The sequence below is a fragment of the Methyloradius palustris genome (genome assembly GCF_019703875.1).
GTDB classification, from domain to species: Bacteria; Pseudomonadota; Gammaproteobacteria; order Burkholderiales; family Methylophilaceae; genus Methyloradius; species Methyloradius palustris.
This window is the reverse complement of the sequence record NZ_AP024110.1, coordinates 2,356,333-2,382,710: the sequence shown is the minus strand read 5'-3', so window position 1 is coordinate 2,382,710 and position 26,378 is coordinate 2,356,333. Positions and strand designations below refer to the sequence as shown.

The 26,378-nt window shown below is 46.3% G+C and carries 26 protein-coding genes and 1 other RNA gene; 11 read left to right on the top strand and 16 right to left on the bottom strand.

Annotated elements, in window-relative coordinates; all coding sequences use genetic code 11:
• Window positions 1-181 precede the first annotated feature (181 nt).
• Window positions 182-2,371: a TonB-dependent receptor family protein gene (locus tag ZMTM_RS11430; RefSeq protein WP_221763968.1), complete on the bottom strand. Its 2,190-nt coding sequence runs from the start codon at window positions 2,369-2,371 to the stop codon at window positions 182-184.
• Window positions 2,372-2,528: 157 nt separating this feature from the next.
• Between ZMTM_RS11430 and ZMTM_RS11425 the strand changes: the two genes are divergently transcribed.
• Entirely contained in the window at window positions 2,529-2,918 is a 390-nt protein-coding gene (locus ZMTM_RS11425; RefSeq protein WP_221763967.1) for a VOC family protein, read from the top strand.
• 18 nt (window positions 2,919-2,936) lie between these two features.
• Here the strand turns inward: ZMTM_RS11425 and moeA are convergent, their stop codons facing one another.
• The 4 genes from moeA to moaA are packed head-to-tail and all read right to left on the bottom strand — an operon-like array spanning window position 2,937 to window position 6,405.
• The gene (moeA, locus tag ZMTM_RS11420) at window positions 2,937-4,217 is read right to left on the bottom strand and encodes a molybdopterin molybdotransferase MoeA (protein WP_221763966.1); all 1,281 of its coding nucleotides are present in this window, start codon (window positions 4,215-4,217) and stop codon (window positions 2,937-2,939) included.
• 26 nt (window positions 4,218-4,243) lie between these two features.
• Complete coding sequence (gene mobB / locus ZMTM_RS11415; RefSeq protein ID WP_221763965.1) at window positions 4,244-4,777, bottom strand: molybdopterin-guanine dinucleotide biosynthesis protein B; 534 nt, start codon at window positions 4,775-4,777, stop codon at window positions 4,244-4,246.
• Between the two features lie 6 nt (window positions 4,778-4,783).
• A complete protein-coding gene (gene mobA / locus ZMTM_RS11410) occupies window positions 4,784-5,362 on the bottom strand; it encodes a molybdenum cofactor guanylyltransferase MobA (RefSeq protein WP_221763964.1) in 579 nt (192 codons plus the stop codon).
• A gap of 44 nt (window positions 5,363-5,406) precedes the next feature.
• Window positions 5,407-6,405, bottom strand: a complete 999-nt coding sequence (gene moaA / locus ZMTM_RS11405; RefSeq protein ID WP_221763963.1) for a GTP 3',8-cyclase MoaA — start codon at window positions 6,403-6,405, stop codon at window positions 5,407-5,409.
• Window positions 6,406-6,544: 139 nt separating this feature from the next.
• On the opposite strand from moaA, the gene ZMTM_RS11400 reads away from it, so the two are divergent.
• The 5 genes from ZMTM_RS11400 (at window position 6,545) to modC (ending at window position 11,100) form a co-directional block, all read left to right on the top strand.
• Window positions 6,545-6,892 (top strand): winged helix-turn-helix domain-containing protein, encoded by a 348-nt coding sequence (locus ZMTM_RS11400; protein WP_221763962.1) that lies wholly within the window; start codon window positions 6,545-6,547, stop codon window positions 6,890-6,892.
• Window positions 6,893-6,996: 104 nt separating this feature from the next.
• Window positions 6,997-8,466 (top strand): OprO/OprP family phosphate-selective porin, encoded by a 1,470-nt coding sequence (locus tag ZMTM_RS11395; RefSeq protein ID WP_221763961.1) that lies wholly within the window; start codon window positions 6,997-6,999, stop codon window positions 8,464-8,466.
• Between the two features lie 40 nt (window positions 8,467-8,506).
• On the top strand, window positions 8,507-9,280 hold the full coding sequence (gene modA / locus ZMTM_RS11390; protein WP_221763960.1) for a molybdate ABC transporter substrate-binding protein: 774 nt from the start codon (window positions 8,507-8,509) through the stop codon (window positions 9,278-9,280).
• A 37-nt stretch (window positions 9,281-9,317) separates the two neighbouring features.
• A complete protein-coding gene (gene modB / locus ZMTM_RS11385) occupies window positions 9,318-10,031 on the top strand; it encodes a molybdate ABC transporter permease subunit (RefSeq protein ID WP_221763959.1) in 714 nt (237 codons plus the stop codon).
• Window positions 10,018-11,100 (top strand): molybdenum ABC transporter ATP-binding protein, encoded by a 1,083-nt coding sequence (modC, locus tag ZMTM_RS11380; RefSeq protein ID WP_221763958.1) that lies wholly within the window; start codon window positions 10,018-10,020, stop codon window positions 11,098-11,100. The genes modB and modC overlap by 14 nt, the downstream gene beginning before the upstream one ends.
• Before the next feature lie 24 nt (window positions 11,101-11,124).
• Here modC and ZMTM_RS11375 read toward each other — a convergent pair whose 3' ends face one another.
• From ZMTM_RS11375 to trxA, 5 genes are all read right to left on the bottom strand, one after another.
• Entirely contained in the window at window positions 11,125-12,780 is a 1,656-nt protein-coding gene (locus ZMTM_RS11375; RefSeq protein WP_221763957.1) for an ArnT family glycosyltransferase, read from the bottom strand.
• Window positions 12,781-12,825: 45 nt separating this feature from the next.
• Complete coding sequence (locus ZMTM_RS11370) at window positions 12,826-14,025, bottom strand: malic enzyme-like NAD(P)-binding protein (RefSeq protein WP_221765705.1); 1,200 nt, start codon at window positions 14,023-14,025, stop codon at window positions 12,826-12,828.
• 128 nt (window positions 14,026-14,153) lie between these two features.
• Entirely contained in the window at window positions 14,154-14,396 is a 243-nt protein-coding gene (locus ZMTM_RS11365; protein ID WP_221763956.1) for a type B 50S ribosomal protein L31, read from the bottom strand.
• A gap of 122 nt (window positions 14,397-14,518) precedes the next feature.
• The gene (rho, locus tag ZMTM_RS11360; RefSeq protein ID WP_221763955.1) at window positions 14,519-15,778 is read right to left on the bottom strand and encodes a transcription termination factor Rho; all 1,260 of its coding nucleotides are present in this window, start codon (window positions 15,776-15,778) and stop codon (window positions 14,519-14,521) included.
• 173 nt (window positions 15,779-15,951) lie between these two features.
• Window positions 15,952-16,278: a thioredoxin TrxA gene (gene trxA / locus ZMTM_RS11355; RefSeq protein WP_221763954.1), complete on the bottom strand. Its 327-nt coding sequence runs from the start codon at window positions 16,276-16,278 to the stop codon at window positions 15,952-15,954.
• A gap of 228 nt (window positions 16,279-16,506) precedes the next feature.
• Between trxA and ZMTM_RS11350 the strand changes: the two genes are divergently transcribed.
• Complete coding sequence (locus ZMTM_RS11350) at window positions 16,507-17,769, top strand: EAL domain-containing protein (protein ID WP_225907025.1); 1,263 nt, start codon at window positions 16,507-16,509, stop codon at window positions 17,767-17,769.
• Between the two features lie 16 nt (window positions 17,770-17,785).
• Here ZMTM_RS11350 and ZMTM_RS11345 read toward each other — a convergent pair whose 3' ends face one another.
• Window positions 17,786-19,489, bottom strand: a complete 1,704-nt coding sequence (locus ZMTM_RS11345; RefSeq protein ID WP_221763953.1) for a hypothetical protein — start codon at window positions 19,487-19,489, stop codon at window positions 17,786-17,788.
• Between the two features lie 63 nt (window positions 19,490-19,552).
• On the opposite strand from ZMTM_RS11345, the gene ZMTM_RS11340 reads away from it, so the two are divergent.
• Window positions 19,553-20,023, top strand: a complete 471-nt coding sequence (locus ZMTM_RS11340; RefSeq protein ID WP_221763952.1) for a TlpA disulfide reductase family protein — start codon at window positions 19,553-19,555, stop codon at window positions 20,021-20,023.
• A gap of 35 nt (window positions 20,024-20,058) precedes the next feature.
• Here ZMTM_RS11340 and ZMTM_RS11335 read toward each other — a convergent pair whose 3' ends face one another.
• The 5 genes from ZMTM_RS11335 to ZMTM_RS11315 all read right to left on the bottom strand — a co-directional run bounded on the left by ZMTM_RS11335 (window position 20,059) and on the right by ZMTM_RS11315 (window position 23,713).
• Window positions 20,059-20,358, bottom strand: a complete 300-nt coding sequence (locus ZMTM_RS11335) for a DUF3579 domain-containing protein (RefSeq protein ID WP_221763951.1) — start codon at window positions 20,356-20,358, stop codon at window positions 20,059-20,061.
• Between the two features lie 93 nt (window positions 20,359-20,451).
• On the bottom strand, window positions 20,452-21,042 hold the full coding sequence (locus tag ZMTM_RS11330) for a BON domain-containing protein (RefSeq protein ID WP_221763950.1): 591 nt from the start codon (window positions 21,040-21,042) through the stop codon (window positions 20,452-20,454).
• Entirely contained in the window at window positions 21,043-21,633 is a 591-nt protein-coding gene (locus ZMTM_RS11325; RefSeq protein ID WP_221763949.1) for an SIS domain-containing protein, read from the bottom strand. It lies immediately after the preceding gene.
• 32 nt (window positions 21,634-21,665) lie between these two features.
• The gene (locus ZMTM_RS11320; protein WP_221763948.1) at window positions 21,666-22,043 is read right to left on the bottom strand and encodes a YraN family protein; all 378 of its coding nucleotides are present in this window, start codon (window positions 22,041-22,043) and stop codon (window positions 21,666-21,668) included.
• An 11-nt stretch (window positions 22,044-22,054) separates the two neighbouring features.
• On the bottom strand, window positions 22,055-23,713 hold the full coding sequence (locus tag ZMTM_RS11315; RefSeq protein WP_221763947.1) for a penicillin-binding protein activator: 1,659 nt from the start codon (window positions 23,711-23,713) through the stop codon (window positions 22,055-22,057).
• Between ZMTM_RS11315 and rsmI the strand changes: the two genes are divergently transcribed.
• From rsmI to rnpB, 3 genes are all read left to right on the top strand, one after another.
• Window positions 23,705-24,562 carry a 16S rRNA (cytidine(1402)-2'-O)-methyltransferase gene (gene rsmI, locus ZMTM_RS11310; protein WP_221763946.1) on the top strand — a complete coding sequence of 286 codons (858 nt, stop codon included), beginning with the start codon at window positions 23,705-23,707 and terminating at the stop codon, window positions 24,560-24,562. The genes ZMTM_RS11315 and rsmI overlap by 9 nt on opposite strands.
• Before the next feature lie 2 nt (window positions 24,563-24,564).
• On the top strand, window positions 24,565-25,599 hold the full coding sequence (pyrC, locus tag ZMTM_RS11305) for a dihydroorotase (RefSeq protein ID WP_221763945.1): 1,035 nt from the start codon (window positions 24,565-24,567) through the stop codon (window positions 25,597-25,599).
• A gap of 52 nt (window positions 25,600-25,651) precedes the next feature.
• Window positions 25,652-25,971: RNase P RNA component class A (gene rnpB / locus ZMTM_RS11300), an RNA gene on the top strand.
• Window positions 25,972-26,378 lie beyond the last annotated feature (407 nt).

Genomic DNA, 26,378 nt, shown 5'->3' with positions numbered 1-26,378 from the left:
ACTACTATTCATACTGACCAATATCGTTTGGCTTATACCCATATATTACATATGACACTAGAAACAAGCATTTATTCATTCTATGTTTGTGAATATTTGAATGAATAAATGCGTTGCCTAGTGAAGCATTTTATAGGTGTGCGAGAAGGTGTCTGTGATTAAAGTTACGCAAAGTCAATATTTAGAATGTATAGCTCGCATTGAGACCAGCTAGCCAATTACGCTCTGCGCCTGATTCATAAAATTGACTGTTAGCATCGTTGATACGCACAGAGCCTACATAATTGCGATCAAAGATATTTTCGATGCGTACAAATTCCGATACTTTCCATTGTTGTAGTTTTTGAGTAAACCCACCACGCCAATTAAGTAGTGTATAACCAGGTGCATTTTCACTATTTAGATCGTTAACATACATTTTACTGTTTGCGCGAACCTCAAATGCGGTTGAGAAATTGGTTGGTACATATTTCCAAGCTAGTTCTGTGTATAAAGACTGACCATAAATGCCAGGAATATAGTTATCTGATGGAATAGTGGTGTTGCCCACAGTACATGGAGCATTCCCTACACAAGTGCGGAATGCGTCATTGTATTTAGCCTCAATATAGGTGTATGCAGCGTAAGCTGTGAAACCATAATTTAAAGTGCTATCCACAGAGGCTTCAAAACCATTGCGACTAGTAGTGGTTGCATTTTTATAGGTTGTGCGCCCACCAGAGTTTGTTGCAGTGACGATTTCGTTCTCAGTATCCGTTTTGAATATCGCGATATTGGCTCGTGTATTGTCTCCAAGAAACGCCTTGGCACCAATTTCATAGTTATTACTGGTTGAGGGTTTAAGGCCAAAATTGAGGCCAGCTGCTCCGCTCGGGTTATAGGCCATTTCAATTAAGGTTGGCGTCTCAAAGCCTTTACCTGCGTTTGCATATAAATTGAATGCAGGTGTCACTTTGAAAATAGCACCAATCACTGAGGTGGTCTTCTGAAAAGTAACGCTGCCACTATCATTGCCGTTGCTGAGGTAGTGGTCATTTGAGCTAATATCTACAGTGCTATGGCGCGCACCTGCAATGACATCAAAACGTTCCAATGGAGACCATTGCCCTTGGACATACTGATCAAAATTTCTGGCGTTATCAGATTCATTACGTCTTAAAGCGCCTTGAACACCACAAGTCGCGTTTACTCCACATGTGCTGCCGCCAATAAAATTGTTATAGCCAGTTCTCTCATCGGTCATGCTGTCAAAATTAGTACCGACTGCAATGTTGTATGGGCGGTCAGCTAATTGACCTTTATGCACATAGCGTAAGTCAATACCGCCAAAATCGCGGTTAATCTTGGAGAGACCACCGCTTGAATATAAAGCGCCATTACCACTCCCTGGGCCACTAGTTTGTGCAAAAACAGTGGTAGGCAGGTATTGAGTGTTTTGGCGTTCTCCACCATAAGCAACCACACTAATAGTGTTGTCTTCGTCAATCGTGTGGTCAAGTTTTACCCCAAGATGCGTTTGGCTTTTTTGTACCCTTGTATTAAACGTGTAGGCGCTAGCAACAGCTTGTTTAGGATTAGTACTCCATTGCGGCTTAGTTAAGCCTAAAGGGTCTTGTGAGACTGGTTGATCAAGATCGGTCAAGATGATGGTTAGGTGATTATCTTCATTGAGTTGAATCCCAAGTTTTGCATTGAACAAATCGCGGCGCACTGCACTGTGGTCGCGATAGCCATCGCTTTCCAAATGAGAGTAATTGGCTGTGTAATTAAATTCCTGGCTGGTTCCACCGACTTTTACTGATGAACGTTGCGTGCCGTAGCTACCCGCAGTGAATGATCCGCCTAAGGTTAAATCAGGTGGTCCATCTTCTGTAAATATCTGAACAACACCGCCAGAAGAATTACCATATAAAGCCGAGAAGGGGCCGCGCATGACTTCTATGCTTTTTGCTGAACCTAAATCAAATGTGCCTGCCTGGCCTTGTCCGTCAGGCATGGTGAGTGGAATGCCATCAGCATACAATCGGATGCCTCGCACACCGAACTGCGATCTAGCACCAAAGCCACGTGAAGAAATTTGAATGTCCTGGGCGTACTGTCCGCGGCTTTGCGCGACTATGCCAGGTATACGCACCAAGCTCTCTGAAATGTTTGCTTGTAGCTGGCCATCCCTTATTTTTTCGCTGTCTATAGAGTCAATCGACACTGGCAGATCAAAGCTGTTTTGTTCCATACGTGTTGCCGTGACAACCACAGGCGCAGTGATGGTGATTTTTTCTGTGCTAGGCGCTGCGGTTTCTTCAGCACTGACTGATAAGCTGAAGCCGTAAATGCTCATAAGTGCCAACGGCACAATTTTTCTGGTGAACATGGTGAATCTTCCCTGATATATTGATTTAATAATTGAGCGTGACTTTATTACAAACACTTACAATTGCGCATCAGTATTTTCATGAATTTACTGGTTAATGCTGTTGTAAACGGCGTTAAACTTGATATTTGGTATTGATATTCACAGGGAGATACTTGTGGCAGTTTCAGGGTTTAATCATTACAACATACGTGCGCCACGTGCTTTGCTAGAGCAGTTGCGAGATTTTTACTGCGATGTGGTTGGCTTAGAGTTGGGTGAGCGGCCAGCCTTGAGGAGTTTTGGTTATTGGCTCTATGCTTCCGGCAAAGACGTATTGCATCTATCTGAAGCTAAAGATGGCGAAGTGCGTTTGACTGACGTGCAAACCACTTTTGATCATGTGGCATTTACTTGCACAGATTATGCCGCTACTGAAACCTTATTAGCTAAACGTGGCATTGAGTTCACAAGCCGTGTAATTGAAGCCACACACGTTCGGCAGATATTTTTTAGAGACCCAGCAGGCAACGGCGTGGAATTTAACTTCGCGATAGATACTTTCTAGGAATACTGGCAACTATCGCTAGATAATTCCCTCAAGCAATTGCACCTGCACCGTCGAACCCGCATCAAGATTTCCTGTTTCTTCATCCAGCACAATAAAGCAGTTGGCGGCTGACATAGAGCTCAATATTGCAGACCCTTGATTGCCCGTGGTTTTGACTTTCCAATGACTATCAGTATCCGTAAATAAAATGCCACGCTGGAACTCGGTGCGGCCTTTGAGTTTTTTAATGCCTGAAGTGCAAATCACTGACAACAAAGGTTGCTGTTTTGGTGTGGGCTGACCCATCATGAATAACAGCGCATCACGCACAAACTGATAAAACGTGACCATGACGGCAACTGGGTTGCCAGGCAGGCCAAAGTAATGGGCATTGCCGACTTTGCCATAAGCAAGTGGGCGGCCTGGCTTCATCGCGATTTTCCAGAAAACCACTTGGCCGAGTTTTTTTAGCAAGGCTTTCATGTGGTCTGCCGCGCCTACTGAGACTCCACCGCTGGTAATGATGATGTCGGCTTGTTCTGCAGCTTTTGCGAGGGTTTGCTCCAGCAACTTAGGGTCGTCTTTCACCGCACCTAAATCGATGATATCAACACCCAGCCGGGTCAACATGCCATAAAGCGTGTAACGATTACTGTCATACACCTGGCCAATATTCAGCGCTTGCCTAACACTCGCCAACTCATCGCCAGTAGAAAAAATTGCCACGCGTAGTTTGCGATATACCTTGATTTCGCCTATGCCTAGTGAGGCGATTAGGCCTAAATCAGCGGCATGGATCATGTGGCCTTTTGATAAAACTACCTGGCCTAGTTTTAAATCTTCACCTGCGTAACGGACGTTCCTTCCCTGTTTGAGCGGTTCTGCAAATACAATATCTCCGCCATCAATCTTGATGTATTCCTGCGGAATGACGGTATCTGCGCCTGCAGGAATAGCGCCTCCAGTCATGATGCGCACACACTCGCCGCGCTGTAGTGAGCCAGTAAAGCCATTGCCAGCGAAGGCATCGCCAGCAATCTTCAGGCGCGTTTCACCGCTTGCGTTTTGGTCATCAGCATTAAACACATAGCCATCCATCGCCGAGTTGTCGTAATTGGGTACGTTGGCGGTGCTCAAAATATCTTCAGCCAATATGCGGCCTAATGTTTCGCGCAAAGAGAGAGTTTTAGTGGTGGTGACTGGGTTTAGGTAATCACGAATATATTGCCTGGCTTGTTGCACAGGCATGGAATTCGGGTCGTAATCTTCCATACTATTTGGGCTGTTGACCAAGTCTGAAATTGATTTTTCGTTCATTATTTAAGTCAGATGTGAATGTAGGTTTAAGATCGTTTAGCAAGCCATTGCCGAATAAACGCGGCGATTTCGCTAATGTTATTCAAGTCTAGCAATGGCAAGGATGTTTCAATAATTTCATCACTGGCAATCGCAATGATATTCGCATCATGATTCGCCAATAGTGGCATATTCAAGCTGGGGCGATGCACTTCTATTTTACTGATAGGTGCATCTTTAAAGCCTTCAACCAGTACGACATCTACCAATGCTGGGTCAATTTGTTGCACCAGTTCAGCCAACACTGGTTCAGATTCCACATGGTCTTTTAGGTGCTTGAGCTCTGTCATCAGTGCCCAGCGCTCACCAGAGGCTACCAGCGTCTGCACCGCACCAGCTTCGCGTAAGCGATAGCTGTCTTTGCCTGGGTGATCAATATCAAAACTGTGGTGTGCATGTTTGATGACGGATACGCGAATGCCTTGCGCTACTAGCTCGGGGATCAATTTGGTTAACAGCGTGGTTTTACCAATACCACTGCCATATGCAGAAAACCCCAACAGTGGCGGCGCTTTTGCCATTACAAATCAGGCTATGCCTTCAAGCATGGTTAGCTCATCACGGGTATTGATGTTGCTGAATGCTTTTGCATTATCGGTAAACGACACGCTGACGGCTTCGAGGCTGTTTTGCCAGTCTTCGACTTTACGGCCGCCGCTTTCCAGGTATTGCTCCAAGCTTGGCAACACGCTGGTGCGATACAGGCAGAATACAGGTTGAGTTTGGCTGCCTGTTTTTACCACAGCCAGATCAGCATCATGCTTAATCAGGCTATTCATCAAGCGTGATGCCAAGTTTGGGGGTAATAAAGGCGAGTCACACGGCACGGTAAGTACATAAGCGCTTTCTGCGACCTGTAAGCCTTTTTGCAGCCCAGCCAAGGGGCCTGCAAAACCTGCGATGTCATCTTGTATGACTGGATAGCCTAATGCTTCGTATTGGGCTATTTCGCGGTTTGCGCTAATCAATATTTGATCTACTTGTGGGGCCAGGCGCTCAAGCACGTGCTCTACCATGGGCTTGCCATTAAAATTAACCAAGCCTTTATCAACGCCATCCATGCGGCTGCCTTTGCCTCCGGCTAATACTATTCCTGTGATGCTCATTGTGTCATTCTCAAGATTTAAAATCAGTTTGGCTAAAGCTAAAACTAGCCACCCGTCATTGACATGAACCTGATGACAGCGGGCGCAGCGCGCTGCAGATCGAAATCATGGCCTTTGGGTTTGATGGTCATGGAATTGATGATGGCGGCAATCAGCGGCGCATCATCATTCGGGAACTCTCTCAACAGCGGCATCAATTCAATTTTATCTTCTTGGCCCAGGCATAAATAAAGCTCGCCTTTGCAGGTGATGCGCACACGGTTGCATGACTCGCAGAAGTTATGGCTATGCGGAGAAATAAAACCAACACGTGTTTTTGTATTGGGTATGCGCCAATAGCGGGCTGGGCCACCACTGCTCTCTGCACTGCTGATCAACTCATGCTGCTGTTGGAGCAGTTTTAGTATGGTTTGATTACTAACAAACGTGCTTTCACGGCTGTGATCCACCTGGCCTAGCGGCATTTCTTCTATGTAAGAAATATCAATCTCTTGGGCGATAGCGAATTCCAGCAAGGAGAGCGCCTCATCGTCATTTACACCACGCATCAAGACTGTGTTGAGCTTGATATTTTCAAAACCAGCGGCTTTAGCAGCAGCAATGCCGCGTAAGACTTTATTCAGGTCGCCTGTGCGGGTAATGCTACGAAATCGTTCTGGATTAAGGCTATCGAGACTGATATTAATGCGCTTAACGCCCGCATTTCTTAAAGCTTGTGCTTGTTGTTCCAGTTGCGAGCCGTTGGTAGTGACCACCAGTTCGCGTAGGCCAGGCATTTGTCCGATTTCATCGAATAGCCAAATGGCATTTTTGCGTACTAGCGGTTCGCCGCCAGTAATGCGAACCTTGCTTACGCCTAGACCAACAAAAATGCGCACTAAGCGTGCAGACTCTTCTAGCGACAACACCTCGTTACGCGGCAGAAACGTCATGTCTTCGCTCATGCAATAGGTGCAGCGGAAATCACAGCGGTCGGTAATCGATAAGCGTATGTAATCCACCCGACGACCAAAGCCGTCGATCAATATGGGGGTGGTATTCATTAAAGGCTGCGACATAAGACTTTCAATTTTAAGGCTTTCACACACCTAGTACAATCATTAAGATAGTGAGCTCGGCAACTCAATATCAGACACTTTCAATTGCATTGCGTTTGGTTTAAACATTTTTCAAAGGTTGAGCATGGCAGCAACACTTAAAATTCGTATCGCTAATGGCAAGATGATTGCCATGGGGCCAGGCAAGGCGGATTTGCTAGAGGCTATTCATAGCACTGGCTCTATCTCTGCTGCAGCCAAATCTATGCGTATGTCTTACCGACGTGCCTGGGAATTGGTGGATGCCATGAATCAATGTTTTAAAGAGCCGTTGGTATCAACTTCGTCAGGAGGTAGCCATGGTGGTGGGGCGCAAGTTACCGATTTTGGTTTTCATATACTTAATTGTTATCGAACCATAGAAGCAAAAACACAAGCAGCTGCAGCAGCTGAACTGCTTGAAATTACCGAACAATTCAAACAAATAGAATAATAAGCACGTAGGGCGTCGCCAGATAATGCGCGAATATTCAATTTATATTACACTTCGCTATTCCCGTTCGGGTATATCGATATAACATTCAGGGGAGTTTTGGCATGGCAAATATTAAAACTGGGCAATTGGCGATATTGAGTGCGTTGTTGATAGGCTCACCTATTTTTTCAGCAAGCGCTGATGATGACGCAGAGACTCGCATCAAAAAACTAGAACAAATGGTGCAGCAGCTTCAACAGCAACGGAGTGAACAAGATAAACAACTGGATTTACTGACCAAAGAGCTTGTGGGCATTGAGAACCAAGTCAGTCAGTCTAAAATTGCTAAAACTGAAGATAAAGGCAAAAGCCAAGGCAGCCCAGTCTATGCTGCGTTCAAAGATGGTCTGGTGTTTGATGATGGCTCTGGAAATTGGAAATTACAGCTGAATGGTCGTGTGCAACTCGACTATCGCAATTTTGAGCCAGATCAGTGGAAAAGCGACACGTTTAGCATTCGACGCGCACGTTTTGGTGGTACGTTTGGTTTCCTCAAAGATTTTGCGGTGCGGGTAGAAGGTGAGTATGCCAACGACAACACAGGGGCTGTCGGTACTACCGCGCTGACTTACGGTTATCTTGATTTCACCCGCTGGCCAGCAGCAAAGATTCGTGCAGGTCAATTCAAGCCATTTTTTGGTCTGGAGCGTCCACAAAGTACCAATTACACCGATTTCACTGAACTATCCCTTGCAACAAACAACGGTGCAATTTTTACCTCAACCTATGATCGTGGCGTCATGGTATTTGGCGACCCGTTGCCATGGCTTAACTACAATGCTTATGTAGTCAATGGCAGTGGTCAGAATAACGACGATGTAAGCAACGGCAAGGATATTGGCGGTAGATTCGACGCTAATTTTGCCAACTTATTGAATATTAAAAATACTGTACTGCATGTTGGCGCTTCTGCCAGCCAAGGTAATATTGGTTTTTCTACTGCGGCAGGTGCTGGTATTACCCAGAGAACAGAAGGACAGGGTGCAACATTTTTTAGTGTAACTGGACTCAACAGCAACTCAGGCACCGATAGAAACCGTTGGGGGCTAGAAACTGCATTAGCCTATGGCCCAGTAAAGTTTCAATCTGAATATATCAATGCTAATTTTGAAAGAAGGCAAGCAGGGGCAACGCCGGCATTTGATAACGATATCAACGTTTGGTATGCAGACTTGAATTGGTTAGTAACGGGCGAATCTTATGCAGATACTTACAAGGCTGGCTCGTTTGGTCGCTTAAAACCTAAAAATAATTTTGACGATAAAAATGGTTGGGGCGCTCTGGAGCTGGGCTTAAGGTATAGCAAGTTTGATGCGAGCGACTTTAAATCAATCCTGACGGCACCAACTGCAACGACTGCCTTTACCAGTGAAGCTTCAGCCTGGACTGGTGGTGCTAAATGGATAATGAATCCTAATGCTCGCATTATGCTTAACTACATTGATACTTCTTTCGATACGCCGGTTCGCGTTAATAGCAAAACTAGTGACCGTGAGAAAGCACTCGTGGTGCGTGCGCAATATGATTTCTAAGGCTATAAATTTTGAATCGAATAATGTTTAGGAGCATGTGATGTTTAAAAAGATTTCTATATGGATGAGTGGCTTGTTATTGGCTTCACTGGTTTTTTCAGCGAATGCTGATGACAAGGTAACAATATTTGCAGCTGCTAGTTTGACCAATGTCATCACTGAGCTTGGTGCGCAGTATGAAAAAGAGCAATCCGTGAAAGTAGTGAATTCGTTTGCTGCATCGTCGGCCTTAGCCAAGCAGATTGAGAATGGCGCGCCAGCTGATGTGTTCATGTCGGCTGACAGCAAATGGATGAATTATCTGCAAGACAAAAACCTGATTGATGTGAGCTCCAGAATTAACCTCTTGGGCAATCGACTGGTGCTGATTGCGCCTAAAGGCCGTTCGTTTAAAGTGGACTTCAAGAAGACATTCGATTTTGCAAAAGCTTTTGATGGCAGGCTGTGTACAGGCGATATTGATGCGGTGCCTGTGGGTATTTATGCCAAGCAGTCATTCAACAATCTGGGCTGGTGGGATGGTATCAAGACCAGAATCGTTGGGGCGCAGGATGTGAGGGCTGCGTTGGCTTTTGTTGAACGCGGCGAATGCGGCGCTGGGGTGGTATATGAGACAGATGCTAAAGTGTCAGATAAAGTAGAAATCGTTGGCGTATTCCCAGATGAAACACACGATGCTATTGTCTATCCACTGGCGATTGTTAGCAAAACCTCAGGCGTTAATCCTTTAGCCAAGCCTTTTGCAGCGTATCTTGCCTCGCCAAAAGCGGCTGAGGTTTTTAGTAAATATGGTTTTACAGTATTAACCAAGTAGCTGAGCCATTTGGTTAATAGCCGAGAAAGCAGATCTTTTGGATTTAATTAGTTTCACAAGTGCAGAAATTGCCGCGCTTCTACTCTCACTGAAAGTGGCATTTTGGTGCACGCTTGTGATTGCTGTGCCAGGCATCATGATCGCATGGCTACTGGCGCGTAAAGATTTTCTGGGCAAGACGCTTTTAGATAGTCTGGTGCATCTGCCGCTGGTGTTACCGCCTGTAGTGCCAGGCTTTATTTTGCTGATCTTGCTTGGTAATCAGGGCTTTCTCGGTAAATGGCTGCATGATATTTTTGGTATTACGGTGGCCTTTACCTGGGTGGGTGCAGTCATCGCCTCGGCATTGATGGCTTTGCCGTTAATGGTACGTTCTACCAGGCTAGCGATTAGCTTGGTAGATTTACGGCTGGAAGATGCTGCCAAAACATTAGGCGCAAAACCGTTCTGGGTGTTTTTCACCATCACATTGCCACTGGCTTTCCCCGGCATATTAACTGGCTTGATACTGGCTTTTAGCCGCAGCCTAGGCGAGTTTGGCGCCACTATTACCTTTGTTGGCAATATCGAGGGCGAAACTCGCACCTTGCCACTAGCAATTTATACCTATACGCAAATTCCTGGTGGCGATGTCCCCGCCATGCGGCTGGTGATTTTGAGTATTGTCATTGCGCTTGCTGCGCTTTATTGCGGTGATTTGCTTGAGCGTAAAATGCAAAAACGGCTTGGAGTGCATCATGGCCGTGATTGATATTGACCTGAAATTTGAGCGCCCCGCATTCAAGCTGCATGCAAAATTCAGCTCTGATCATCTTGCTACTGGTCTCTTTGGCCCTTCAGGCTCAGGTAAAAGTACTTTACTAAGCCTGCTGGCAGGGCTGATTCGGCCACAAGAGGGGCACTTTATATTGGATGGCATACCGCTGATTGATTGTGGTCGCGGCATTCATGTGCCTGCACATCAAAGACGCATTGGCATGGTGTTTCAAGAAAGTCGCCTTTTTCCGCACCTTTCTGTTAAAGCGAATCTTAGTTATGGCTTGAAACTGCTGGCTGAAAAAGATCAGCGTTTCACCATGCAGCAAATTGTGGATTTGCTTGAGATCGGTGATTTGCTTTTGCAAAAGCCAGACCAGCTTTCAGGCGGGCAAAAACAGCGTGTCGCGCTGGGGCGTGCCTTATTAACTTCACCACGTTTACTTTTGCTCGATGAGCCTCTGGCGGCGCTGGATGTGCGTTTGCGTAACCAGATATTGCCGTTTTTGCGCAGGGTGAAAGAAGAAACCGCCATCCCCATGCTGTATGTGAGTCACAGCATAGATGAGACACTCTTTCTCACCCAGCAATTGGCGATTATTGAACAGGGTGAGATTGTTGCCAGCGGTGATTTTCATGAGGTGATGCACGATAGGCGCGCCTTAAGCCTTGCCCAGTCATTGGGTTTGGATAATCTATTGCATGCCAGATTGATTGAAAACCATGCTGCGCTTGGCTATGACCTAGCTCAGTGCGGCGACCACACGATAGTGATTCCCCATGCTGGTCATCAAGTAGATGACGAAATCGCTATCGCATTCAGTTCTAGTAACGTCGCCTTATCTACGCAGCGATTAGCGCATGTGACGATACAAAATCAATTGCGTGGTGTGGTGACATCGATAGATGTGATTGATTACCGAACGCTTGTATCTGTAGATGTTGGTTTTAAGGTAATTGCTGAGGTTTCTGCAAAATCAGTAGAAGCCCTTGATCTAGCTGTTGGCACCGAAGTGTATTGTCTGGTGAAAACTCAATCAATACGCAGCTATGCGATTAGCTGAAGCAGGGCCTAGACTTCTTGGGTATTACTCAGGCTGTTTTTGATATAGCCTGAAACTCTCGCGTCTGTCTGTCGGGCGTTTGCCTTGCCAAATCAGCTTCCATTCATCGCCAGGCTGATATTTGCTGCGATCACGGTCATCTTGAATTAGATAAAAGTCACAGTTGAGCTGGCTATTATTTTGTGCCTGCTCAGTACGTATATTGGCGTAATAGTGGAGCAAAGCGAGCTGCGAGTCGCTGATATCACGGCCAATTATGCAGTCATAATGCGCAGGCAATGCATGCTTGATTTCAGCAACTACATGCTCATAAGTTTTTGCGTGATCAATCCACGGTAACCACAGTGTCATCAGCAGGCTCCATGCCATGGTAATGCCCACTGCCCAATCAGTAACGGCTGCTCTGTTGGAGCGCTTGGCGTTAATCACCACTAGCAGCCAGATGATGGTTGCAGTAAGCGCTGCAACCAGCGCGAATATACTCAAGTGCGGGTCTGGAGTGGCCGAAAGTATTTTCATGCGGCGGCTAAGCGTGGCAGGCCAGCCAGTCATCATCGCGAACCAGCCTAGCCATATGAGTATGCCTATCATGGCAAACAGGATCAAACCAAACCAGTTGAGTGCACTTGCGGCACCGCGTTTCAAGGTTTCCACACTACCTGCTGCCAGTATGGCAATCGGTAATAAGAGTGGCAGGGCATAAATCTCACGGGTGTTTGGTCCAAGGCCAATCATTACGAGCGCCACCACAAAGAAGCTGATGAGCAGCTGGAATTTTGGCTTATTCAGCACACTGCCGCGATAACGCCATAAGCCCCAGACCGCCAGTGGCAACCCAGGCCACGCATACCAAGCCAGCGTTTTCAAGAAACTATATTGATTGAGATTGCCAAAACTACTGATACTGATTTGCCACCAATCGTGAAACAGGCTAGGCGCCGTGTACCAGCACAAGAATGGCCAAATCAACAGCCAAGGCGCCGCAACAATGGCAGACAGGGCAAGTACGATGCCATAGCTGCGGGTGCGCCAGTTGCTGAATAGGGCTGGCAATATTAATGCGGTGATTAAGCTAATGGAGGCATCTAACAGGCCTGTAGAAAGAAAGCTAATGCCGATACCACAGCCCAGCAACACGCTGGCGCGAAAAGGTCGTCGTTTAGCTAATGCCAGCGCGTAAAGACCCATGGCCGTACCCGTCAGTGCGGCGACCTCTGGCATGAGTAAATGCGCTGTAACAATCAAGCCTAATGAGCTGATAAATATAAAGGTGGTTTGCCGCCCGCTGCCTACGCCCCAGAGTTCACGGCCTATCATGCCAACTAACAACAAGGTAAAGGCCATCCACAAGCCAGATGCCAGCCTCGCTGCATCATGCATCTGCAAGACGGGGGAGAGTGCTTTGGCAAAGGCCGCCGCAGTTAAATAATACAGTGGCGGATTTTCGATGGAAGACTGCCCTACAACCACGGGTGCTATCCAGTCGCCCTGATGGGTGATGGATTTTACGATGCTGATGGATTGAGATTCATCGGGTTTCCATGGCGCATGTCCAATGAGGCCGAGACAAATCCAGAAGATGCATAGCAATATCAGTAAGCGGGTTTTGGCGCGTTCGCCTATTTTGGCTCTAGGTGTGGCTAGATTGCCTTGCCAGTCGTGTTCTACTTCAAATGCCATATATTCTGGTTGCTCTAAATGATAAAACCAAGCTGAAAATATTACTTAGTTTGCTTGCCTAGCGGCGGCTGCAACGCGAGGCGGAATACGTTCAATCAAACGCGGGTCAAAAGGTTTGGGAATAATATAGTCTTTGCCAAAACTCAGTTCAGTCAGATTATAGGCTAGCAATACAGACTCTGGCACTGGCTCACGTGCCAAATCTGCCAAGGCGTGTGCTGCGGCTATTTGCATTTCAACAGTAATCTGCTTGGCGCGTGCATCCAGAGCACCACGGAATAGAAACGGGAAGCACAAGGCGTTATTCACTTGGTTAGGGAAGTCGGAGCGCCCGGTCGCCATCAGGATGTCGTCTCTAACTGCCATAGCAACAGAAGGCAAAATTTCAGGGTCTGGATTTGCCAAGGCAAATACAACCGGCTTGGGCGCCATCAGCTTCAGGATTTCTGGTGATAACGCATTCGCAGCCGATACCCCAATAAACACATCAGCTTCAGGCATTACTTCTGCCAGTGAGCGGGCATTGGTATCAATGGCCAGATCGCGGTTATTGGCATGTAGATCATGGCGTTGGCTATGTAATACGCCGTCTTTATCTACCATGGTGATGTTAGTCGCCCCCATGATTTTCAAGAGTCGTGCACATGCGCAACCTGCCGCTCCAGCGCCGAGGAACACGATTTTAGCGGTGCCTAGCGTTTTGCCTTGAATCTCAAGCGCATTCAATAGCGCAGCGCTAACAATGACTGCTGTGCCATGCTGGTCATCGTGGAATACTGGAATATCTAGGCGTTCGCGCAATTCTTTTTCAATGCGAAAGCAGTGTGGCGCAGCAATATCTTCAAGGTTAATGCCACCAAAGGTCGGGGCAATATTGACGACTGTTTCAATAAAAGCTTCGACCGATGGCGCGTTGATCTCTATATCAAACACATCAATACCCGCAAAGCGCTTGAATAGAACAGCTTTACCTTCCATCACGGGTTTGCTGGCAAGTGCGCCCATGTTGCCCAAACCCAGTACAGCGGTGCCATCGGTAATCACCGCCACCAGATTGCCTTTGTTGGTATAACGATAAGCGTTTTCGGGGTCTCGGTTGATTTCGCGCACGGGTTCGGCTACACCTGGCGTGTAGGCTAGCGATAAGTCATCTTGTGTGGTGCAAGGCTTAGACGAATCAACGGATAGCTTTCCCGGTTTAGGAAACTCGTGGTAAGCCAGTGCGCGTGATTTAAGACTATCCATATTGATTTGCCAGAAACGAAGTGAGTTTGAATCAGGATGACGTATTTTAGTACGCATTTGTGAAGCATCAATAAAAAAGGCAGCTTAAGCTGCCTTTTTTATTGAATATACGCCAGTTATGGCAAATATTACATGCCGTATTTTTGGCGGAATTTCTCAACACGGCCAGCCGTATCAAGAATCTTCTGCTTGCCAGTGTAAAACGGATGGGATTGTGATGAAACCTCAATCTTTACCAATGGATATTCTTTGCCATCGGTCCATTTAATGGTGTGTCTGGTTTCAATGGTTGAACGTGTCAGAAATGTAAAATCTGCACTAACGTCTTGGAATATCACTTCACGATATTCTGGATGGATGTCTGCTTTCATAATGCTTACCTTTGTCTGGCCGGATTGTGCGGCAAATAATGACTCGCAACTACAATTTGCGAAAAGACGCGATTATATTGATATAACACGTTTTTTGCAAGAATTAGATGCCTCTTATTAGATTAACCTCTACGCATCGAATCAAAGAAATCAGCGTTGTTCTTGGTAGCTTTGATTTTATCAAGTAGGAATTCCATCGCTTCGAGGTCGTCCATTGGGTAAAGTAATTTGCGCAGTACCCAGATTTTTTGCAGGATATCTTTTTCGATCAATAATTCTTCACGACGCGTGCCTGATTTATTGACGTTTATGGCGGGATATTGACGTTTTTCTGCCATCTTTCTGTCAAGATGGATTTCCATATTGCCAGTACCCTTGAACTCTTCATAGATCACATCATCCATGCGTGAGCCTGTATCCACTAGCGCAGTAGCAATGATGGTCAGAGAACCACCTTCTTCAATATTACGAGCAGCACCAAAGAAGCGTTTTGGGCGTTGTAATGCGTTGGCGTCTACACCACCAGTCAATACCTTGCCAGAAGCAGGCACTACGGTGTTGTAGGCACGTGCCAGTCGTGTGATTGAATCTAATAGAATAACGACATCTTTTTTGTGTTCAACCAGGCGCTTGGCTTTTTCCAGCACCATTTCAGCTACTTGCACGTGACGGGTCGCTGGCTCGTCGAAAGTGGAAGCAACAACTTCACCTTTCACTGAGCGCGTCATTTCTGTCACTTCTTCTGGACGCTCATCAATCAGCAAAACAATCAGAATCACTTCGGGATGATTGGCAGTAATCGCATGTGCAATATGCTGCATCATCACCGTTTTACCGCTCTTCGGGCTCGCAACCAGCAAGCCGCGTTGGCCTTTACCAATTGGTGCGATCATATCAATCACGCGACCAGTGATATTTTCTTCAGCGCGAATATCGCGTTCTAGTAGAAGAGGCTTAGTGGGGAAAAGCGGGGTGAGGTTTTCAAACAGAATTTTGTGCTTGGTATTTTCTGGTGGTTCGTCATTAACGCTATCTACTTTTACCAGTGCAAAATAGCGTTCACCATCTTTAGGGGTGCGAATCTCGCCTTTAATGCTATCGCCTGTATGCAGGTTGAAACGGCGTATCTGCGAAGGTGAGACATAAATATCATCAGGGCCTGCCAGATAAGATGTATCTGGTGAGCGCAAGAAACCAAAGCCATCTTGCAGTACTTCCAGCGTGCCATCTCCAAAAATACTATCGCCTTTTTTTGCCTTGTTTTTGAGTAAGGCAAAGATAAGATCTTGCTTACGAATTCGGCTTGCCCCTTCAATCTCGTTGGCAATCGCCATTTCGACTAGTTCGGTGACGGGTAGATGTTTAAGGTCTGATAGATGCATGAAGGATAACTCGCTGTAAATCGAAACTACAAAGGGATGGGATTGAGTTGCTTGGGAATTATTTTATTTTGCTTGAGTTTGCAGTGCTGGCGCTTGGAAATTTGCGCCTGATGATTAAACGATATTGAGTGTTGACTAAATATCTAATCACTTCAGGCGCAAGGGTAACGCTATTAAATATTACTGTCAATAAATGCAGTAAGTTGTGATTTTGATAATGCGCCAACCTTGGTTGCTTCTACATTACCGTTCTTGAACAGCATTAAAGTAGGAATGCCGCGGATGCCGTATTTAGGTGGTGTATTCTGATTTTCATCAATATTCAGTTTGGTGATTTTCAGGCGGCCTTCGTATTCTTTGGAGATTTCATCCAGAATTGGCGCAATCATTTTGCATGGTCCGCACCATTCTGCCCAATAATCGACAATAACTGGCAGTGAGGATTGCAGGACTTCCTGCTCAAAAGTGTTGTCGCTAATATGCGTAATGTGCTCGCTCATTGTGAACCTCTAAATTGAAAAATAACTGATTGTTAAGATGTGACAGATTGTAAGCTAAAAACCACGTAATGCTATCGTAGCGAAAAAATCAGCTTTAGTGAAGCATTCATGTGGGCACGGATATTGCTGTAAGGCATCTGCATACTAATTATTAGATTCGCTAAATTTCTGGGAATTTCCATCATATTTAGATGCTTAAATAACTATTTTTATAAAGACAGGCATCAAGTGATAGGTAAAAATCTTACTGAAATATTAGGTTTGATTGGGGAAGGTGGCATAGAGTTGCAGTCCTTCCCTAAAAAAACATTAACAGCGCCTTACCAAGGCATGCAGTTAAGCAGCGCATTCCAGCCTATATACAGTTTATCCCACTGTCGTATCGTTGGATACGAAGGTCTGTTGCGTCCGCAAGATGCCCAAGGTATTGGCATCCCACCAATCAAAGTATTTGGAATGAAGCGTACTGAAGCCGAGATTGTACGTCTTGACCGCTTATCGCGTACCTTGCATGTCCATAATTTCATGCAGCAGCATGATGATAAAAACTGGCTGTTTCTGAATATAGATCCCAATGTCATCGTGCAAGGCCGGCATTACGGTTCTTTCTTTAAGGACCTGCTTGATTATTACGAACTGCCTCCTGAGCGTGTGGTAGTTGAGATTATTGAGGGAGCGATTGCTGATGAGTCGCAACTCTCAGAATCAGTCAAGTTCTACAAAAATCTGGGTTGCCTAGTTGCGATTGATGATTTTGGCGCTGGCAACTCTAACTTTGAACGTATCTGGCGACTAGCGCCAGACATCGTCAAGCTGGATCGTTCCATGATTGCCCAAGCGGTCACCAATAAAACTGCTAGACGTATTTTGCCTGGCGTAGTTTCTTTGATACATGAAGTCGGCAGTATGGTGCTGATTGAGGGTGTTGAAACGCTAGAAGAGGCCATGGTGGCCATTGATACCGATGTGGATTTTGTACAAGGGTTTTATTTTGGCAAACCCGCATCCGCGCTCAAGCAAGATAATTATTCAGCACAGATTCATGACTTGTTCCGCGATTATAGTGAGCAAGCGCCAAAAGAGTCTTACGCAAAACGGTTAAATTTAGAAGTTGAAGCGTTTGCTCAAGCAGTCAGCAAAATGCAGGCTGGTTTTTCTATGGAGCATTCGACCAAAGAGTTGATTAACCTGCCGGGTGTTGATCGCTGCTATTTGCTGAACCAGTATGGGGTGCAACTAGAGAATAGTATTATTGCAACTACCCGCAGAGGTATTGCGGATATACGCTTTCAACCTTTGACTGATGGCAGTGGCGCTACATGGGTGAGAAGGCCCTACCTCAAGCGTGCACTGAATCATCCTAAAGAAGTCCAGTTGACACGGCCTTATTTGTCGATTGCAAATGGCCGTCTATGTGTGACTATTTCAATCGCGATTAGCGTACTCAACCAGATTCAAGTCTTTTGTTGCGATATTGACTGGAATCACTAAATTTTTGTGAGTAGCCTTAGCTTATCTCGCTGAATCCAAAGCGTTCGAATCGGCTTGTACGCTCAATCAGTTTCGTGATCATCACGCGTATTGTTTTACCATCTTCCTCGATATCAAGCAGTCTGGCAGGCCCAAACGTACCACTAGGCGCAATGATTGATGCTGGTTGCTTGAGCATGGGCACTTCAGCTAATAGCAGGCCTTGTTCATGAACGGCTGGCGATATTCTAGTAATGCCGATAGCTTTGGCGGTTGGTGCAATGAGTTGCGCACCTACATCCAGATATTCCTGGTCATCATTGGTCGCCCAGCGAATAACACCAACTGACCAGCCTGCAGACTTGTCTTCTTTCACGGAAACAATGTCGCCTACTCGGATATTGTCTTGCGGATTGACGGGTTTTCTCAGCGCCATACCGCCTGCACTGATATTGGTGATGATCCAATGCCCCAGAGTGAATTCCGCAGCGCTAATTTTGGGTGAAATAAGCCTGTCGTCCGATAACTCAATATTGTCTTCGGATGCATCTGGTATTGATGCATGTTGTTCACCACCAATATAAAAATGGGCTGCTGCAATACCAACGCCCAGTTTTACACCATCACTTTTACGAGAGCGGTTAAATACGCGCTTGGGCGAAGCACCCCAGTGTTTGATGAGATGCGTCAGTAAATCAATGTAGCGGGCATCACTAGCATCAGGCGGCAGGTCATTATTCTTTGGTAAGCTGTCTGATTGTAATAATTGTATATGTTTATGTATTACCCGAGCGAGATCGACAGTTACCAGAAATACGTCACCCGCACTTAATTTGTCTTTGGCGTTTTTCACGTAGGGGATAGGTGCTTTGTCGGATTGCAGACTGACTAGAAATATGCCTGCCGTGCTCTCTAGCAAGCCTACATCTTGCAGCCTCGCATGGTCGGCATAACGTGCTGCATAATCAGAAACGCGCTTAATATCAAGTGGTGCCAAGTGTTGCGGGTATGCCAGAGATACCAGCAATGTTTGCTTGAATGTATTGCTGATCGTACCCATGTTTTCAGCCGAAATAGGGACTTCGACCTCATGCAGCGATTGATGTACAGCGTGCAGATATAGTTGGTTCAAGTCGCTCCACAAGCTGCTGGGTGGAGAAAAGTAAGTTTTGTAATAAACCAGCGCTAATTGAGACATTGCTTCAATTGCACGTTGAATGATCAGTGCATTCGATTTGCCGCTACTCAGGCTGAATAATTTATTTTGTTCATCAATCAGCGCCAGCTTGTATCCATAGCCTAACTCTAGCCACAGTGATTCAGCGGCTCCTGCGCAGGTCTTGGCTTGTGGCGGTAAGGGCAAGCCTGATTTGCAGTAATAACTGGCTAGAATCTCGCTGATGCTTGCAACTGCGATTCTATAAAGTTCTAGTGCTTTTACTCGCACATCGGATGCTATTTTCTGACGATTCAGAATCTCCATTTCTTCAAATAGAGCAGTGGCAGCACTTAATGGATTCGCCAGCGGCAGATTTTCAAGGAAATCGCTGATTTTTTGCGGACGGGTTTCCGCAATCATCAAAGGTTTGTCGGTCAAAGCGGGAATCTTGAGGCTGAGTGGCATTTGCATGCTCCGTATTAGTGTGCTGATAATAAATACTCTTGAGCCGTTTGTCACGATACTCATACGGTTGTCGTCTTTGGACTGATAAATGCCCTGAATCGCAGCGTAGTATTGCACTAATATTCAGAAGAATGGTCTTTATCATTACTTGTATAACCGATTACTAGAAACGCTAACTCCATGAAAATATTGATTAGCCTGCTTTTATTGTTGTCCACTAGTCTTGTGCAAGCAGCTCCCGCATTTTCCATCAAAGATACTGCCGGCAAAGTTCACCATCTTTCTGATTACAAAGGTAAATGGGTGTTGGTGAACTACTGGGCGACATGGTGTCCGCCATGTTTGGAGGAAATTCCTGATTTCGTATCTTTGTATGACCATCACAAAGACAAAGATTTAATGGTGATAGGCGTGGCCTTTGAGTACAAAAATGCCAAAGAAGTGACTGATTTTGTGGATGATATGTTGATGTCTTACCCGATTGCATTAGGCGATGAGCCAGCACAAAAGGCAGAGTTACTTAAAGAGGTGGGTAGTTCCGAAGTGTTGCCGACAACATATATCTACAATCCACAGGGGCAGTTAGTAAAAACTAAGCGCGGACTCATTACTAAGGCTGAGGTTGAAAAACTGTTGGCAACTAAGCCCTGATTGCTCGGTTAATCAGGGCTTGATTATTGATTTATTTATTTGGGGACTGGAATGCTATTACCTTCGGCATCAAGTACATTCAGCTGATTGTCTTCCGCGAAATACATCAGCTGGGCATAGCCCTCTGGATTTACATCTTTTAGCTTTAAATCTACTGCAAGGCAGCGCACACCATTCACTACTCGTGGTTTCAAGTAAGGTGAGTAACGTAGTTTGCGATCAGCGCCAAAACTTGCGTAGGTGCTACACATTCTATCTACCCAGTCACTTGGCCTGAAAGGCTTGCCAGCACGGGTTAAACCTTCAATGATGATTTCGTTCACAGTTGTGCTCATGATGACAGGCCATTCAGGACTAAATAACTAAAATTATATCAGCAGCAGGTTTTAAGCGCTTAATATCTACTAAAGCACTCTATTTCAGAGTCTCTATTTTTCATCGATATATTCAAAGACTTTCACCACTTTTAATACACCACTGGTTTCGCTGGCTATTTGTACGGCCTGCGCAGCTTCTTGTTTTGTGACCAAGCCCATGAGATATACCACACCAGCCTCGGTGACTACTTTAGTGTAATTGGCCAGTTTGCCATCGGCATTAATCAAGCGTGTTTTTACTTTTGAGGTGATATAGGTATCGTTGTTACGCTCGGTCAGCTTGCTGTTTTCGTCAACGGTCAGCTCGTTGGTAATGCTTCTGACATTTTCCAGGGATTTGGCCACTGTTTCAGCTTTGGCTTTATATTCTTCGCTACCCACTTCACCAGTCAGCAACAGGTTGCGATTGTAACTGGTGACATTCAGGTGAATATTAGCTTCACCAATATTATCTACAATCTTTTTTGAGGCCTTAAGTTCTATGGTTTGGTCATCAATGTAAGTGCCAGATGAGCGCCTGTCTGTTGCCATTGAGCCGCCGACTGCAGCACCCCCTACTATCACGGGCAAGCAAGCAGAAAGTTGGGTGGCAATGGCGGTAGCAAGTACCGTTTTAGCCAATAGTTTAATCGTCAGTCGCATTTAATTTACTCCAAGTAAAAGACAATCTATTGCATCACACAGACAATGCAAAATTAAGACATACACCTCTTGCACGCGAGAGGCATTGCCGTGGGGTACTCCAATATGGATGTCCTCATCAGACAGAAGTTCAATCAGCTCGCCGCCATCAGAGCCAGTCAGCGCGATGATGTGCATGTTACGTTCTTTGGCAGCGTGGATCGCTTTGAGGATATTTTTTGAGTTGCCGCTAGTGCTCATCGCCAGCAGGATATCGCCAGGCTGGCCAAGCGCCATCACCTGTTTTGAGAATATCTGCTCGAAGTGTCCGAGGTTGGCGATGGTGGTCAGCGTGATGGTATCTGCCCCTAGCGCAATGGCAGCAAGGCCTGGTCGCTCCATCTCGTAATGGTTGAGCATCCGTGAGGCAAAATATTGCGCATTGGCTGCAGCACCGCCATTGCCGCAACATAACACTTTGTTCTCATTCAACTGGGCGTGCACAATCATCTCGGCAGCCTTGGCAATGGGTGCGGCCATGAGCTCGGCCAACTCAAGTTTGAGGCGGCCACTTTGCTCGAAATGATTAGAGATGCGGGTTGTGAGATTCAAAATATTCGGTTTGCTAAGTTCTTAAAAAGTATTCAGGCATCAAAGGCATTTTGTATCCATTGCATATTTTGTGCACTGGTTTTGTCCATCAGTATCGTATCAAAACGGCAAGCCAGCTTTGCCACCGCAGTGTGTTGCTGCAAGTAATGCTCGGCGGTAATGATGAGTTTCTTCTGTTTGCTAGCATTAATGCTATAGGCAGCGCCACCAAATAAGGTGCTGCTGCGTAATCTTACTTCAACAAATATCAGTGTTTTATCATCACGCATGATCAAGTCTATCTCCCCAAAGCGGCAGTGATAATTACTTGTGACTAGTTTTAGGCCTTGCTCTTGCAAATAGACTGCCGCCAGTTTTTCGGCTTGTGAGCCTGCCGTCTCTTGCTGGTTTGTTAATTTTTGCGTGGCCACCTTGCATCACCTTAAGGTGATTTCTCCAGCACTATATTGTCTTTGCCAAAGCTTGCAATGGCTAATTCTCTTGATATTTCGCCGGTTGGCTCTAGCTTTACCCGGCCTGTCAGGCCGCGGAATGAAACCGTCTGTGTGGGGTGTTGCCCAATCAGAGTGATTAATTTGTAGGCATCCACACCAAGCGCAAACCAGCGTTGCAATTCACCAGGGGCTAGTTCAGAAGAGGCTTTAACGTAAGCTGGAAATGCGTCATGGTTGCTATCGAGCACCCAGGGCATATCCATAAAGCGAATGCCTGTCAGTGGCGCATCATCTGGGTTAGATGGGATGCCAGCAAAAATGTGTGAAAGGCTGAATGTTGGTGTGGCTGCATCCAAATAAGGGCGCAGGCTACGCGCATTTTCTGCAGTTGCGGCCAGAAAAATCATGTCAGACGGTGTGGTGCTGATGTCACTTTTGATTGTATTTAGATCAGTCGTTGGGTTAATTGCCATTTGTAACTTAATTTGGCCGCCATCCGCTGTCCAGGCATCGGTAAAGGCTTTAGTCATGCGGTTTTCAAGTGAGTCATCTACCAGTATAACAGTGGCAGTTTGCATGCCCAGGCTACGTGCGGTTTTAACAATCTGCTGCGCTTCGTTATCAATCGACAGGCCGTAGGCATACTGGTTTTTTGCTTGTTTCAGTCCTTCAGGTATGTTCAACACCAATGTCGGAACGCTAAGATTTGTGTTGGTAAGTGCGCTCACTTCATCTTTGGTGAGCGGCCCTACGACGTATTGCGCGCCATCAGTAATGGCCTGTTGGTAGAGCGCTGTTATTTCTTCAGGCTTGCCCGATGAGCCATAAGTTTTTACTGCTGAAGTGCCTTTGTCTTCAGCTTGCGCAGCCATGAAGCCGCGTTCGATTGAATCAGAAGCGGAATAAAAAGATTCCACTAAATAAGGCAGAATTAAAGCAATCTGCCCAGTATTGTTAGTGCTCACTGCTGTATATGGAGCGCTGGTCGCTGGTGTGTTGATAGATAGTTTGCTTATAAGCATTTCTGCAATGGTGGGTGATGCCGGGTGGTCCGGGTAGGCATTGCGCCAGTTGATAATATTCTGCGCATTTTGTGGGTAAGTATTGGCTGCCAGTATTAGGTCTATCCAGCCCTGCATGGTGGTATCCAGGCTGTCGCCGCGCATTTCAACCAAAGTATCTTTTGATAGTTTGGTGAGGGCTTGCCAAGTTTGCGACTGCAAGTTCTGTATGCTGGATGGATCTGATAAATACGTTTCTGCAGTCACGCGCTGCTCTAAAGCGCGTAATGGATCGCTTTGCTGCTCATAGGCGAGCGCAAGGCTTGCGTGTAAACTGGCGCTTGCTGTGGGTGTGATGGTGCTGTCAGCCTGCAGAGGCAATAGCAGCCTGAATGCCCGATCAACATCATTTTGCGTAACCCCAATACTGCCATCGAGTATTTTTGCGTAAGCGGACTGGCTTGGGATTTTTGCTAGAGTGAGTTGGGCACAGGCAAAGTCGTGTTTTTTTAGGCAGTTAAGGCCATCTGATAGCAGAACTTCTGGAGTTTTTTTATCAGCAGTCGCTGCTAATCCGATACCAGTATTGAATAAATAGAAAGCCAGAAACAGGCTTGAGAATAAGGTGAGTAAACGTTGAGTCATAGCGGTACATTATATGTTGTCGCAACGCCGATTGGAAATCTGCAAGATATAACTTTGCGCGCTTTGGACATATTAAAGAGCGTGGATGTGATTGCAGCGGAAGATACGCGCCATACGTCTGGCCTGTTATCCCATTTTGCAATCCAGAAAAAACTGGTGGCCGTGCATCAGCACAACGAACATAAATCGGCTGAATTGCTGCTTGCCAGATTGCAGGCTGGCGAATCAATCGCCTTGGTCACCGATGCTGGTACCCCAGGCATCAGCGATCCAGGTGCGATTGTAGTCGATCTGCTACGCGAGGCTGGCGTGACTGTCGTGCCGATTCCTGGCGCTAGCGCTGTGATTGCCGCGCTCTCTGCTTCTGGCATTACCAATACCAGTTTTACTTTTTACGGTTTTCTGCCAGCCAGTGGTTCACAGCGCCGCCACGCGCTTGAAGCATTAAAAGGGCAGACCAGTACACTTGTGTTTTACGAAGCGCCACATCGCGTGATAGAAAGTGTTACTGATATGGCCTTGATATTGGGGTCAGACCAGCGTTTGACCATTGCGCGTGAACTCACTAAAACCTTTGAAACATTTCACCGTTGCTTGCTTAATGACGCTGCTGCATGGCTGCAAGCTGATCCTAATCAACAACGTGGTGAATTTGTGTTGCTCGTAGAGGCCGCACCAATTAAAGAATTGGCACCAATCAGCGATGAGGCTGAACGCGTATTAAAGTTGCTGCTGGAAGACTTGCCACTGAAACAAGCGGTAAAATTAGCGGTGGAGATTACAGGGGTTAAAAAGAACCTGATTTATGAGTTTGCCCTGAAGCTGAAAAACGATTCTGAAGAAGTATAAAGATGACGAATAAAATTACCATCACCCGCCCAGACGACTGGCATTTGCATCTACGCGATGGCGCAGCCATGCATGCAGTATTACCTGACACAGCTCGCCGTTTTGGCCGTGCCATCGTCATGCCCAATTTGCGTCCGCCCGTGACTGCTACTGCGCAGGCGCAGGCTTATCGCCAGCGTATTCTCGATGCACTGCCAGCAGGGGTAAAGTTTGAGCCTTTGATGACGCTTTACCTCACTGATAAAACTACTGCGGATGAGATCAGGCTGGCAAAAGCCAGCGGTATTGTGCATGGCGTTAAGCTCTACCCAGCAGGTGCAACCACTAATTCGGATTCTGGCGTGACCAATATAGGCCATTGCGTAGAAGCGCTTGCTGCTATGGAAGAGTTGGGCCTGCCATTGCTGGTGCATGCAGAAGTGACCGATGCTGATATCGATGTGTTTGACCGCGAGCGTGTATTTATTGAGCGCAATATGATTCCGCTGATCGCGCGTTTCCCTAGTTTGCGTGTGGTATTCGAGCACATCACAACGCTCGAAGCTGCTGAGTTCGTAGCGGGTGCTTCGAGCAATGTTGCAGCGACTATTACGGCACATCACCTACTAATGAATCGTAATGCCATGTTCGCTGGTGGCATGCGCCCACATCATTACTGCCTGCCAGTGCTCAAGCGCGAAGAGCACAGGTTGGCGCTGGTTAAAGCCGTTATTTCAGGTAGCCCAAAATTCTTTCTGGGTACCGATAGCGCGCCGCATGCTAAATCGACTAAGGAAGCCAGTTGTGGTTGTGCGGGCATGTACACCGCCCATGCGGGTATTGAGCTGTATGCTGAAGCGTTTGAAGCTGCAGGTGCGCTGGATAAGCTTGAAGGCTTTGCCAGTTTCTATGGCGCTGATTTCTATGGCCTGCCCAGGAATGTAGAAAAGATCACCTTGGTGAAAGAAAACTGGCAAGTGCCTGATAGCTTGCCTTTTCCTGATGATGCGTTGGTACCGCTGCGTGCCAGCGCATCAATAGAGTGGAAGCTTGAATAAGCGCCAAGCCTTTAATAGCAAGGCTGTTTGTGCGGCGTGCTAAAATATAGATGAAGCTGGCTAGACAGTCGCCGCTTGCGTAAGCAGGGGGAGGAAAGTCCGGGCTGCATAGAACGGGATGACGGCTAACGGCCGTACGTTGAAAGCCGCAAGGTATAAGGCGAGGAATAGGGCCACAGAGACGAGCGTATTTAGTTACGGTGAAACGCGGTAACCTCCATCCGCAGCAAGACCAAATAGGCTGGCATTTTACGTAAGTAATAAGGCGTGGTTCGCGCTGCCAGCGGGTAGGTTGCTCGAGCGTATTGGCAACGATACGCCTAGATGAATGACTGTCCACGACAGAACCCGGCTTATCGGCCAGCTTCACTTCACTCTTTACTTGCGACTTTCGCGCTACCACTTTGCACTTTAGTGCTTAGTGGAGCGGTGAAGCCCTTTACGGGCTCAGCGCCTTAGTAAATAGGGGAGGCCGTTGCGGGCTTTATATCTAAAATTCTGCAATCTTAAATTTTCTGCGTATTTTAAGTAACTTCCAATGTGTCCAAGAACCCGCCACCCCAATTCAACCAGTTCCAGCGCTGTTCTAATAAACCACTTTCACTTAAATGGCTATCTATCTAATTTATAAGGATAAATTATTTATTGTAAAAATTAGCTAAGTCATTGTCCTATAAAGGAAAAATCACAAAAAAGGGCTTGCATCGCCCATTTTTTTTATCTATAGTGAGTGCAAGTGGAGAAAAGTGGGTTTTTGTGGGGAATTGCTGATTAAAGTT